Origin of the sequence: Pseudomonas sp. Marseille-Q5117 (genome assembly GCF_946901175.1) — a bacterium.
GTDB lineage: Bacteria > Pseudomonadota > Gammaproteobacteria > Pseudomonadales > Pseudomonadaceae > Aquipseudomonas > Aquipseudomonas iranensis.
Genome location: NZ_CAMPPP010000007.1, coordinates 1 through 13113 on the forward strand (window position 1 = coordinate 1; position 13113 = coordinate 13113).

Annotated in this window: 9 protein-coding genes; 4 read left to right on the top strand and 5 right to left on the bottom strand. The window is 60.5% G+C overall.

Annotation, left to right across the window (positions count from 1 at the left end; all coding sequences use genetic code 11):
* Nucleotides 1-427: 427 nt before the first annotated feature.
* The 3 genes from OC605_RS13025 to OC605_RS13035 are packed head-to-tail and all read right to left on the bottom strand — an operon-like array spanning nucleotide 428 to nucleotide 4606.
* Complete coding sequence (locus tag OC605_RS13025; RefSeq protein ID WP_262137511.1) at nucleotides 428-1495, bottom strand: lipocalin-like domain-containing protein; 1068 nt, start codon at nucleotides 1493-1495, stop codon at nucleotides 428-430.
* Complete coding sequence (locus tag OC605_RS13030; protein WP_410055995.1) at nucleotides 1485-3953, bottom strand: ABC transporter permease; 2469 nt, start codon at nucleotides 3951-3953, stop codon at nucleotides 1485-1487. The genes OC605_RS13025 and OC605_RS13030 overlap by 11 nt, the downstream gene beginning before the upstream one ends.
* A complete protein-coding gene (locus OC605_RS13035; RefSeq protein WP_262137513.1) occupies nucleotides 3953-4606 on the bottom strand; it encodes an ABC transporter ATP-binding protein in 654 nt (217 codons plus the stop codon). Before OC605_RS13035 ends, OC605_RS13030 begins: the two co-directional genes overlap by 1 nt.
* 139 nt (nucleotides 4607-4745) lie before the next feature.
* Here OC605_RS13035 and OC605_RS13040 point away from each other — a divergent pair, with 139 nt between their 5' ends.
* Nucleotides 4746-6719 carry an alkyl/aryl-sulfatase gene (locus tag OC605_RS13040; protein ID WP_262137515.1) on the top strand — a complete coding sequence of 658 codons (1974 nt, stop codon included), beginning with the start codon at nucleotides 4746-4748 and terminating at the stop codon, nucleotides 6717-6719.
* 231 nt (nucleotides 6720-6950) lie between these two features.
* Entirely contained in the window at nucleotides 6951-8093 is a 1143-nt protein-coding gene (locus OC605_RS13045) for an IS481 family transposase (RefSeq protein WP_410055996.1), read from the top strand.
* Nucleotides 8094-8338: 245 nt separating this feature from the next.
* Here OC605_RS13045 and OC605_RS13050 read toward each other — a convergent pair whose 3' ends face one another.
* On the bottom strand, nucleotides 8339-9190 hold the full coding sequence (locus OC605_RS13050) for an AraC family transcriptional regulator (RefSeq protein ID WP_262137516.1): 852 nt from the start codon (nucleotides 9188-9190) through the stop codon (nucleotides 8339-8341).
* A gap of 96 nt (nucleotides 9191-9286) precedes the next feature.
* Here OC605_RS13050 and OC605_RS13055 point away from each other — a divergent pair, with 96 nt between their 5' ends.
* The gene (locus tag OC605_RS13055) at nucleotides 9287-10231 is read left to right on the top strand and encodes a LysR family transcriptional regulator (protein WP_262137518.1); all 945 of its coding nucleotides are present in this window, start codon (nucleotides 9287-9289) and stop codon (nucleotides 10229-10231) included.
* Nucleotides 10228-11247: an AraC family transcriptional regulator gene (locus OC605_RS13060; RefSeq protein ID WP_262137520.1), complete on the top strand. Its 1020-nt coding sequence runs from the start codon at nucleotides 10228-10230 to the stop codon at nucleotides 11245-11247. The genes OC605_RS13055 and OC605_RS13060 overlap by 4 nt, the downstream gene beginning before the upstream one ends.
* Before the next feature lie 114 nt (nucleotides 11248-11361).
* Here the strand turns inward: OC605_RS13060 and OC605_RS13065 are convergent, their stop codons facing one another.
* Nucleotides 11362-13059 (bottom strand): sulfatase-like hydrolase/transferase, encoded by a 1698-nt coding sequence (locus OC605_RS13065; RefSeq protein ID WP_262137521.1) that lies wholly within the window; start codon nucleotides 13057-13059, stop codon nucleotides 11362-11364.
* Between the last annotated feature and the right edge of the window lie 54 nt (nucleotides 13060-13113).

Consider the following 13113-nt stretch of genomic DNA (forward strand, 5'->3'; position numbering starts at 1 on the left):
AAGCAGCGCAGCTGCCCGCGGCGAAGCCGCACCACTCAACAATGAGCGCAAGCTCGAGTGCTCTTGATCTTGATCCACCGGCGACATCGGAAGGCTGAGTGGAGGGATTGATCCGGGCGTGGGAGCGCAGCGACCGTCTGGCGCAGCCAGACACAGCGGAAGGAGGTGCAGCGAAGCAAACCGTAGCCGCTGCGCCCGGATCGATCCCGCAGCGAAGGAACCCGAGCCTGCGAGGGCCGAACGTAGGAGCTAGCGTTTTTTGCTTACTTTTTTTGGCGCTTGTAAAAAAGTAAGTCGCCGTAAGGGCGAAACCCTAAGCGGCCGTTACCGCAGCAACGGATATGTACCCGGTCAAGCAGAACAAATCATCGCTCGACAAAAAGCCTTCGCGAGCAAGCTCGCTCCCACAGGGAAACTGCACCTACCGTTAATATCCGGTCATTTCCAGATAGCCCTGGCCAGGATGGCTGCCCTCAATCTTCACCGGCCCCTCCCAATACGGAATACGCAAATCCATCCACGCATTGCGGTTGATCGCGTCAACGCTGATATCGAGTTGCTTTTCGGGAATGCGGATCGACCATTTCACCGGCATCGGTCGATCAGCAACCTTGGCCGTATCCTGCGGAACGAGGCTGATCTGCTCGCTGTGCAACGTCTGAATCTGCCCATCGGCGGCGATCCAGGTGCCGGTCAGATAAGGTGCGCCGTCCTTCTGCCGCATGCGGTAAAGCATCACATGTTCGCCGCTATCCAGATGCAGCGAGAACCAGTCCCAGCCAGTTTGATTGGCGGTGAGTGGCTGACTGCTCCACTCGCGATCGAGCCACGCCGGGCCGCTGACGCTGTAGGTCTGGCCATCGATCTGCAGCGTGCCGCTGGCCTGGAAAAATGGCTGGCTGTAGTAATACGAGGCCTGACCTTCTTCGGATTTCTGGCTGAAACCGTTGTCGCCTTGCAGCACCAGCGGGCGGCTGGAGGTGAGGCGCAGTTGATAGGCGAAATTCTTGTCACGAGCACTGAGTTGCATATCGCGCAACGGATCCTGCGCCTGACTGGCAAACATCCAGTCATCGATCCACGCTTCGAACGGCGCCAGGCGCACGCCGGCCTGGCCTACACCGCCCCGGGCGTAGCGCTCGGCGGCGTGGTGCACCGAGGGCGAGGTGACTGCCGCATGGCCCAGCCAGATCGTTTGGTTGCCCCAACCGGCCTGCTCGGCGACGGGTTTCAGGGCGCTGCGAAACAGCGTCCATTGCACGCCGAAATCATTGCCCTGCTGATCCTTGAGATTGGCGGTGACGTACCACCACTCGATGCGAAAACCATCATGCGCGCCGTGATCGGCCGGGAAGCTGAACACCCGACCGGGCACCACCGGAGTGAAGGACTGCGCCTGATCGCCCATGCCGGCAAAGCCCTTCTCCTCGGGTGCAGGCTGATCGCAGCCACCGAGCAGCAGCGCAATCATCAGCACGAGCCATTTAGTCCTCATGGGCAAACGTCCTCAGCAAGTCCGCCGGTTGTGTGCGGTACAGCGAATACAGCGGCCATGCCGAGGCCAACAGAGTCGCCAGCAAGGCCAGGCCCATCAGTTGCAACAACTGCAACGGAAACACCCGCAACGGCAAGCGCCAGCCGAATGCCTGCACATTGATCACCGCATCCAGGCACCATGCCAAAGCAATGCCCAGCGGCAGCGCCAACAGCAACGTTAATACGGCGAGCAGCCAGGTCTGGCCGAGGTTGAGCAGCATCAATTGTTTGCGCGTCACGCCCAGCGCCCACAGCGGTGCGAGTTGACTGAGGCGACTCTGGCTCTGGGTCAGCAGACTGATGAACAGCGCCACGCCAGCCACGGCCAAGGTCAGGCTGTTCAACGCCGCCGTCGCGGCAAAGGTGCGTTCGAAGACCTGCACCGACCAGCCCTTGAGCCGCGCCTGATCGACGATGCGGTTGTCATCCAGCGCAAAACGCGCCTGCAAGGCGTTGAGCAGCGCCGGAATCTGTGCTGGATCGATACGCAAATTGAAGCGGTTCGGCATGAGTTGCGGCCAGCCGCGCAACAGGTGCTCACTGCTGATCAGCACGTGCCCTTTCGGATTGCCGTAGTCGGCGTAGATGCCGACGATACGCGGCGACCACGTGCCGTTTGGCGTGGGAATGTTCAGATGCTCGCCCGGCCGCAACTTCAGGCGTCGTGCCAGTTGTTCACTGAGCATCACCGCATCATCCGTGGCCAGTTTGCCCCACGGATCGCTGCCACTGCTGTCGAGCAACGGCCAATGCTGGCGATAGTAAGAGTGGTCGATGATGCCGTAGACATCGGCCGGCCAGCCTTGCAGCGTCACCGAAACCTGCCAGTTGGGCAGCACAGCGGTCACATTGGGCTGCTGCTTGAGCCAACTGTGCATCTCGCGGGCCTGCGCCGGATTGGCCGGGTTGATGTACAACTCGGCGCTCAGGCGTTGTTCGAGCCAGTCGTTGAAGGTCTGCCGAAAACCGGCGGTCATGCTGCCGGCGCCGATATTGGCGGCGAGCGCCAGCAGCAGCGCCATCAGCGCCAGACTCAGGGCTGGCAGTTGCTGGCGGCAGTCGGCGAGAAACCATTGGCCGAGCACCGACCGACTACGCCCAAGCAACGGGTTCAACAACGCGCTGAGCAACACCGGCAAGGCCAGCGCGGCACCGAGCAACAGCCCGGCCATCAGCACGAAGCCGCTGCTCAGGCTGTCGCCCCAGATCAGCGCCGCCAGCGCAATCGCCAGCAGCGCTGTCGCCAACCAACCCTGCCGGCGCAACCAGCGCGAATACTGTTGATGCCACGCCTGCGGATCGGCCACCGCCAGCAACGGCAAGCGCGCCGCCCGCAGCAGACTATTGGCCCCGGCCAGCAACGCGCCAAGCAGGCTCAGACCGATGCCGCTGAACCACCACCAGGGACTCAAACGCAACTGCCCCGCCACTTCCGCGCCATACAGACCGCGCAGGCTGGCGGCGACGTCCGGCAGCAGCACGCTGGCCAGCCAATAGCCGCTGATCACACCGAACAATCCACCGATCAGCGCCAGCACACCCAGTTCAACCACCAGACACGCGATCAGCATTCGTGCACTGACGCCACAGGCACGCAACGTGCGCAGCAAGCCTCGGCGCTGTTCCAGAGCGAGGCCGATGGCAGCGTGGACGATGAACAGGCCGACCAGAAACGAGAGAAATCCCAAAGCATCGAGATTGAGATGAAAGCTTTCGGTCAGCCGCGCGAGATTGTTTTCTTCGCCGCTGCTTTTGAGCTGCAAGCGATCGTTGAAACTCGCTGGTAATTCCTGATGAAAATCCTTGGGCAGCAGCAATCGCGACAATTGCTCGGGTTGGTCGAGCAGTCTTTGCGCTGCGCCGATGTCGACCAGTAACAGGCCCGGCGCCATGTCCTTCTGCGCGAGCAGCGGCGGCAGGGTCTGGCCGTTCACGGTTTGCGGTGTATCGCCTTCGCGCAAGCCGAGCATTTGCATCGTGTCCGGGGAAATCCAGGTGCTGCCCGGCGGGCTGAAAAATTCAACGATGCGCTCGATCGGCATCGCCTGCCCGGCTACCGCGGAATCCGACGGCAGCGACACCGGCTCGATGCCCATCACCTGAATCCGCTGGTCTTCGTGGCCCTTGAGCGTCAGCCGGCCCTGCAACACCGGCGACACCGGCCAGCCCTGACGGCGCAATTCGATAAACCAGAGCTGGGGAAACAGTGCCCCATTTAGCGTGCTCAGGCTGGCCTGTGGTTCACCGCCGATCATCTGGCTGGCCCGCGCGTAGCTGTCGCGCGCCTGACTGTTCAGCGCCTCGACGCCAGTGAGCAGACTAGTGGCCAGCCACAGCCCGGTCAGCACACTGAAAAACTGCACGGGATGGCGCCGCCAGTGGCTGAGCAGCGCGCGCAGGGTTTGCCGCCAGATCATCAGGCGACCCGTCCGTTCGACAACACCACGCGCTGGGCCAATCGCGCCGCCACGCGCTGACTGTGAGTGACCATCAACAAAGTCGTCGGCGTGTCATCGAGCAATTCCAGCAACAGCCGCAGCACTTCATCGCTGGTCGCTTCATCGAGGCTGCCGGTGGGTTCATCGGCCAAGAGCAATTTCGGCTGCGAAGCCAATGCGCGGCCCAATGCGACTCGTTGCTGCTGGCCGCCAGAGAGTTGCTCGGGATACCGCGAGAGCAGATCGCCCAGACCCAGACGCTGCACCAGATGCGCTTGCCAGCGCGGCTCATGGCGCCCGGCGAGGCGCGCCTGAAAGGCCAGGTTGTCTTCCACGCGCAGACTGCCGATCAGGTTGAACTGCTGAAACACCAGACCGATTTCCGTACGCCGCCAGTTCGCCAGTTGCGCTTCGCTCATGGCTTCCAGACGATGTTCGCCGCTGCGAATGCTGCCGCGGTCGACCTTGTCCAGCCCCGCCACCAGATGCAGCAGCGTGCTTTTGCCACTGCCCGATTCGCCCATCAGCGCGAGGCTGCCACCGGCCTCCAGCGTCAGGTCGACGCCTTGCAGCACCGGCAACAATCCCTGTGGCGTGGCATAGCTTTTGAAAACGTCGCGAACCTCAAGCATGGGCAAACCCGATCAGTGAACCTGGGCCTAGGATAGCGGCCCTGAATGGTTTTTGTCCGCTGATGATCATCGCCTACTCCGGGACGCGCCCTAAGCTGCTGGCTGTTCGGCCATAACGATAAAAAAACCGGAGACACCCATGCCCCGTTTCATCCTGAGCCCGCGTGGCCTGCTGACCTGCCTGATCACCACTTGCCTGAGCCAGCCGTTGCTCGCTGCTGACGGTCCGGTGGCGCCGAGCGTGCAAACCGCTGCAAGCAACGCTGCCGTGCTGCAAACCCTGCCTTTCAGCGACCGCACCGATTTCGAATCCGTCAGCAAAGGCTTGATCGCACCGTTCAAGGGCCAGATCAAGGATGCCGCCGGCAAAGTCATCTGGAACGTCAACGCCTATGACTTCCTCGCCAAAGACAAGGCGCCGGAATCGGTCAATCCGAGCCTGTGGCGGCTGGCCCAGCTCAATGCCCACGCCGGTCTGTTCGAGGTCAGCCCCAGGCTGTATCAGGTACGCGGTCTCGACCTGGCCAACATGACCATCATCGAAGGTGACGACGGGCTGATCATCATCGATCCGCTGACCATGGCCGAAACCGCCAGGACGGCGCTGGACCTGTACTACGCCAATCGCCCGCGCAAACCGGTCGTCGCGGTGATCTACAGCCACACCCATGTCGATCATTTCGGCGGCGTGCGCGGGGTGATCGACGAGGCCGATGTCAAGTCCGGCAAGGTCAAGGTCTACGCGCCGGTCGGCTTCATGGAACACGTGATGAGCGAGAACGTCATGGCCGGCAACGCCATGAGTCGCCGCGCGCAGTACCAGTTCGGCAGCCTGTTGCCGCGCAGTGAAAAAGGTCAGGTCGATGCCGGCCTCGGCAAGAGTGCGCCCAGCGGTGGCACGGTCACACTGATCGCGCCTACCGATCTGATTGCCGAGCCGTTGGAAACTCGCACCATCGCTGGTCTGCAAGTCGAATTCCAGCTGACGCCGGGCACCGAAGCGCCAGCAGAAATGAACCTTTATCTACCGGAGTTGAAAGCCTTGTGCATGGCCGAAAACGCCACGCAGATGATGCACAACATCCTCACCCCGCGCGGCGCGCAAGTACGCGATGCCAAGGCCTGGTCGCAATATCTCGATGACAGCCTGGCGCGCTACGGCGACAAGGCCGACGTGCTGTTCGCTCAGCACAACTGGCCGACCTGGGGTGGCGAGCGGATTCGTACTTTGCTCGCCGATCAGCGCGACATGTACGCGTTCATCAACGACCGCACCCTGCACTTGCTCAACCAGGGCCTGACGCCGCTGGAAATTGCCGAAGCAATCAAGAAACTGCCCGGCTCGCTCGATCAGAAGTGGTACACCCGTGGCTATTACGGCTCGCTGAGTTTCAATACGCGCGCGGTGTATCAGCGCTACATGGGTTTCTACGACGGCAACCCGGCCAACCTCAATCCGCTGCCCCCGGTCGATGCGGCCAAACGTTCGGTCGAGGCCATGGGCGGTACCGCGTCGGTGCTGGAGAAAATGCGCAGTGCGATGGCCAGCGCTGACTACCGCTGGGCCGCGCAGTTGGGCAACCAGTTGCTGTTCGCCGATCCGGACAACGCGGATGCACGCAAGGCTCAAGCCGAGACGCTGGAGCAGTTGGGTTATCAAAGCGAGAACGCCACCTGGCGCAACATGTACCTGACCGGTGCGATGGAACTGCGCAACGGCGTGCCGCCGCAGTCAGCCAATACCGTGTCGGTGGATATGGTCCGGGCGATGAGTCCGGAAATGTTCTTCGATTACCTCGCGGTACGCCTGGACAGCGACAAAGCCGTGGCCCATGACCTGACGCTGAACTGGACGTTCGACGATGTGCAAAAGGATTTCACCCTGACCTTGCGCAACGGCGTGCTGACTCACCGCGCCGGTCTGAATCCGGCGGCGGATGCGAGCGTCAGCCTGAGCCGCGATACGCTGGAGAAGATCAGCCTGAAGCAATTGGACTTCCCGACAGCGATGCAAAAAGGACTGGTGAAGTTGCAGGGCAATGGTCAGAAATTCGGATTATTGATGGGCAGCCTGGATACGTTCGGGCCGCAGTTCAATATCGTCACGCCGTAAGTCAAAAGCCCCTCACCCTAGCCCTCTCCCGGAGGGAGAGGGGACCGACCGAGTTGCATGTACGAGATACGCCGACGTGGGATACCGAGTTGAACTCAGATTCCGAACGCCACAAAGATCGGCTCCCTTTCCCCCTCACCCTGTATGTACCGGACACATGGTGGACAGGTGTTCGGAGACATGGTGGACACTTTTTAATAGGCACATTGCTCATCATCAAGGAGATGACCTGTGTCCTGGCAAGAGGCATCCACCATGCAACTTCGTACAGAGTTTGTGCGTTTAGCTCGGCAAGAAGGGTCGAATGTTCGGCAGCTTTGCCGTCGATTCAATATCAGCCCAAGTACTGCCTACAAATGGCTCAACAGGTTTGAAACCTCGGGTGCAGAGAGCTTGCACGATCAGTCCCGGCGACCGAAAACATCACCCAAACGTTGTGCTGAAGAGGTTGAGCAGCAAATTTTGACCATGAGTCAGCAATACGAGGCTTGGGGTGCCCGCAAGCTCAAGCGCGTGCTGGAAGACGAAGGCGCTGTGATGCCCTCTGTCAGCACGGTGCATGCGGTTTTACAGCGTCATTCGCGTGTTGATCCAAAGGCTGCCGAGATCAAACCATTTATCCGATTTGAGCACGAAGCGCCTAACGATCTATGGCAGATCGACTTCAAGGGACACTTCGGCCTGAGCCAAGGACGCTGCCATCCATTCACGATACTGGACGATCACTCACGCTTTTCGTTGTGTATTGCCGCATGTGCCAATGAGCAGCGCCAAACCGTTCAGGACCATCTAATGCGGGCGTTTCGACGTTACGGCTTGCCGTTACGCATGACGATGGACAACGGCTCGCCATGGGGCGATCAGACTGGCGTTTACACCGCGCTGGAAGTCTGGCTGATGAGCCAGGGCATCAAGGTTGGCCACTCCCGGCCTTATCACCCGCAAACTCAGGGAAAACTGGAACGCTTCCATCGCAGCCTGAAAAGTGAAGTCCTGCAAGGCCGGTATTTCACCGATCTCGACGACGCACAACGGGCGTTTGATACCTGGCGCGACATCTACAACCAGAAGCGCCCTCATCAGGCGCTGGGCATGGCGGTGCCGGCGACTCGTTACAGTGGCAGCCCACGGGAATATCAGGAGCAACCGGCGGAGCCGGATTACAACGACGCAGATGTGGTCAGGAAGGTACAGGTGGGAGGTGAAATCTTCTGGAAAAACCGGGAATACAAGATCGGAAAGGCTTTTTACGGCAGGGGCATAGCGAACAGGGAGACGACGGAAGACGGCATCCACGATGTCTACTGGAGTAGACATCGTGTCGCTCGAATCGACTTGAACTTGCAGATCGTGACGGCAGGTAAGAAGATCTAAAACCGTCCACCATGTCTCCGAAAATGTGTCCACCATGTCTCCGGTACATACACACCCCTTGGGGGAGGGGCTGACCGCGTTGGATGTACGAGATACGCCGAGGTGGGATACCGAGTTGAACTCAGATTCCGAACGCCATGAAGATCGGCTCCCTTTCCCCCTCGCCCCCTTGGGGGAGAGGGCTGGGGTGAGGGGGTAAATCTTGCTGGCACCCTCGATAACGATCAATCACCTCAATCCTGCTTTCAACAAACCTGCCCCGGATTCAACCGAAACTGCTTCGGCGTAATCCCGAACTGTTTGCGAAACGCGCGGATAAAGTTACTCGGCTGGCGATAACCCAGCCGCTCAGCTATCCGTTCGATCGGTTGATCACCCGCCGTCAGCCAGTGCCGCGCCATCGATAGATTGTCCTCCCGCGCAGGTGCGCGAGTTTCAGCGTGCCAGTGGCGCAGCATGCTCTGGTGCAGAAACGGGTTGGCGCCAAGCAAGACCTGATCGAGGCTATATCTCGGTAAGGTCAGGCACAGATGTTCGCCCTGCTCCACTGCGATGCCCACTCCACGCAGCCAGCCACCGGCAATTTGCGCCGGGCGCAGGCTGACACTCACAAACGAATCTCCAGGCGCCCCGCCCAATCGGCGGGCAATGTTGCGCACCAGCGTTATCACTGCCGCATCCAGAGCGAAATGATGCAACTGCCCCTGCTGCGAACGCAGGCGCAAATGAGCGAAATCGCCCGCCTCGACCAGTTCCACCGCAACGTAATTGATCACCCTTGGCAAGCAGTCGATGAAGCACTTCAGACTGGCCCGCAAAGTCGCGGACGAGTCGAGCAGAATATTCAGTCCTTGCAGGCAATCGGTCGCCATCCCGTCGGCCAGTTCACAGCCAAACGTCGGCGCTACCCCTGACCATTCACACTCACGCCACAACTGTTCGACCGCTTGTGCGGCGATCAATTGATGCTGCCCGGCGAGCACTGACGGGCAGATCCCCACGCGCGCCATCAAACGTTGCGGGCACAGTCCGGACTGGCGAGCATGCGCGAGAATCGTGCGGGTAAACGCGCTTGAGGCGAACAGAGGCTGAGACATGAAGGCGGCCATCGAAGAACAGGCGTGTACTTATGCCAGTGGACGTGCTATCGATCCAATGCATTAAAAGTATCCGCAAAATGCAGGAGACGCATGATGGATCTTCGCCAGCTTCGCCACTTGGTCGCTCTCGCTGATTACCGCAACTTCGGTCGCGCCGCCGAGGCGATCAACCTCAGCCAACCGGCGTTCAGCCGCAGCATCCAGACTCTGGAGCGTGACCTTGATTGTGAGCTGGTCGAGCGCAGCAGCCGTGAATTTCGCCTGACCGGGCAAGGCGAACTGGTGCTGCAACATGCGCGGCGCCTGCTCGCTGGCAGCCAGGCGCTGCACAACGAATTGACGCAATACAACGGCCTCACCGGCGGTGAACTGCAATTTGGTTGCGGTCCGTATCCGGCGCAGGTGCTGGTGCCGGAAGCGCTGGCCGACTTCATTGATGCGCATCCGGCGATTCGCACGCGGTTTCATCAGGGCGACTGGCAGCAATTGACGCTGTGGTTGCGCGAGCAGCAGATCGAGTTTTTCGTCGCGGACGCGCGGCACTTTGTCAGCGATCCGCAGTATCAGGTGCACCTGCTGCGCACGCGGCCGGGACGGTTTTTCTGTCGCGCCGGCCATCCGCTCCTCGCGCAACGAGACCTGCGATTGCGCGCCCTGCTCGATTACCCGATCGTCGGCACGCGCATTCCACCGATGATCCGCAAGGTGCTCGCCGATATCCTTGGTGAGCAGGACTTCAACCCGAGCGTCGAGTGCGCACAATTTGACGCGATCCAGCGCGTAGTGCTGCGCTCCGACGCGGTGGGGCTGGCCACGCTGGAGGCCTTGCGTGAACAACTTGATCGCGGCCTGATCGAGCTGCTCGACTTTGTCGACGTCCCCCATGACGAGCCGGCGCTGCAACTGGGTTATGGCATCGTCAGCCGCGCCGGTTTTACCCTGACGCCAGCAGCGCGGGCGATGATCGAGGCGATCCTCAGCGTCGATCAGCGGTTGCTGGCGGCTAACGGAGCGACGGGAGACGCGCGCAGAACATGAGCAAAACCCATCCGCAATCCGTTAACGCTTTTTACGCTCACCCCCTTCTTCCTTCCCTTTCCTCCTTTCTCTCTCTCTTCCTTCTCCCATTCTCACTCTCCTCACCCCTTCTCCGCAGCCTGTTCGATCTGCGCACGCCGTTCTCGCGCATGCCGCTGCTGATGTCGCGGCGCTTCTGGGCGTTTGCCGTGGAACAGAGCGGCGATCCACTGATCGGTCTGGCGGCGGGTGAACGCTTCGTTTCGACGGCCACCAATGGACTGACCTATCTGTTCGATGTCGCCGTGTCGCTGGAACGTGCCTGTGAGTTTTTCGCCGAGTACTTTGCGTTTTTCAACGGACATTTCCGTGTGCAAATCCTGCGTGAAGATGGCGGCGTAACACTGCGCTTGGTCGAAGCCGGCAGTCTTGGTGCTCCGGCGGCGCTGACCGATTACATCCTTGTCAGCCTGTGCAGCCTGGTGCGGCGCAAGTTGCTCGCCAGCGGTGTGAATCGTGATCCGGTGCTGGGTGTGGCGCTGGTGTCGGCCAGCCGCGAGGAACATGTATCGGCGTTGCGCACCCCGGTGAGCGCAGAGCAGTCATGCGCGGCGATTCATCTGGATCCTCAGCTGTTCGTGATGCCGTTGACACCGGGTAATCCGGGATTGGAAACAACGCTTGTCGATCTGCTGGAGCAGACCCGCCGCCACAGTGAATCGACCTTGCTCGGACAGCTCAGCGATTTTCTGATCGAAGATCTGGCTTCAGCGGATTGGCAGCAGTTCTGTGCTACACAGCATGTGCTTGAGCGCACGGCGGCAAGGCGCTTGAAGGCGTTGGGCTGGACTTTCAGCGAACTGCTCGATGAGCATCGGCGCTATCGGGCCGAGGACCTGTTGCAATCCGGGGCGCTGGGGCTGGTCGACGTGGCGGATCGGTTGGGTTACAGCGATGTGCAGGGATTCAACCGGGCTTTCGCGCGCTGGCTGGGGTGCGCGCCTGGGGAGTATCGGGCGCGGTTCAACAACGGTTGAAACTGTCGCAGCCTGTCCCGACTTGTTCGCGAGCAGGCTCGCTCCCACCCTGGAATGCAATCCCCTGTGGGAGCGAGCCTGCTCGCGAAGAGGCCCGCCCGAGCAATCCAGAACTCACTGCCCCGAAGCCACACTCGCCGGCGCCCGCTCAGGCGTCACGATGCTGCCCAGATCGATATGCTTCCACTCAGGCTTGGCCCCCAAGCGCGCATTGAAGCGGTAGTTGAAAGTGAACTCATCCGCCGTCGGCACGCTCAGCGGTTTGCCATACACCGCTTCAATCCCCGCAAGGTCATAACCCATCACCTGCAACAGCGTCGGGAAGATGTTGTAGTGGCTGGAGCGGTCCTTGTTTGCTGGCAGATTCGCCGCCCAGTCCGGCGCCTGCAAACCACGGCCCTGGATCACCACCAGCGGCACCAGCCCTTCCTCCTCCACCGGGTCGCCGCCGCAATGGGTATTCAAGCCCGGGTTGCCGCGCTCATGCAGATCCTGGCCATGATCGGAGGTGTAGATCAGCAGCGCATTGTCCAGATTGGCCTGGGCAAACACCCGGGCGAAGAACTCGCCGACGTTCCACAACAGCGTGTTCTTGTAGGCGTTGCGATACCGCAGCCAGTCATCCGGCTGGCCGTTGAAACCGGTGCGTTCGCCAGTGTCGGCGACTTCAGTGAACTGTCCGCGGGGCAGCGTTGGCCGGTAGGCCATGAACGCGTCCGGGTATTTGTCATGCACCGGAAAATGCGCGCCGACCTTGTTGATCACGATCAGCTCGGGCCGATCGTCGTTGAGCAGTTCGATCAGCTTCGCCGCTGCCGCCATGTCGCGGTCGCGCACGCTGGTCTGGTCGAATTGCACAAAGCTGTCGATGTCGTTTTTCTCGGCGGCGGTCATCAGGTTCTGCAGGTTGCCGCCGGTGCGCTGGGCGTCGATGTAGACCGTGCCGAGCCCGGCCTTTTTCGCGTACTGCCAGATCGACGGCAACGTGCTGTTGATGCGTCTGTAGTCGGCGCGGGTGCCACCGTAGCGCAAGGTGACATTGGTGTCGGCGCTGCAGTTGGCAATGGACGCGGCATAACCGAAGTTGAAGACATCGACCCCGGCCGGCGCTTGCTTGAGGTTGCTGTGCACACCGAACGGCGCGTTGATGTCGAGGTAATTGCCGGAAATGCTTTCGTCAATGATCAGCACGATGTCATGGCCGACGGCGGGCGTGGCGCGCGCAAGCGTCACCGCTTCACGGGGGCCGACGGTGTCATGCAGCGCTTCGTAGGCAAACAGGTTCAGGTAGGCCAGCGGCGTGTACATGATCGGCAACCCACGTGCGCCCTCACCCGCTCGTAGAAACAACAATCCGCTGAGCATCAATACGCCGACGAGGGGCGCCGCGACCCGCAACGTGTTGGGTAAGAACAGCGCATGACGCGGTTTGAGTCCGATGCCGAACAACAGCAGCAAGCCACTGAGCACCGCGCGCAGGATCGCATCGCGATACTGATAGGCCGCTTCCTGAATGAAGCCGCCGGAGTACACCAGCGAAACGAAATCGCTGTACCTCAGGTAATCCGCGGTAACCCGTGTGTAAACATCAAAAAAAACCGCTGCGACATACATCGTTAATGCGAATGCATGTCGAACGAGAGCCTGACGTATATAGGCAGTTAGATATAACGCGAAAGTAAGCGCCAAAAACATCGCGCCAAAAACAAGTACATTCAAACCCCACCCGATAGCATTTAACCGATCCAGGTAATAGTCGGAAAAGAGCAATAGATAGGCAACTAAGAGCAGTTCCTTGACGTATTTGAACATGGCGATACCGGCCGTCCGAAATGGGAGGTTGTCAAAGCTTTGTCGGTCAGAACC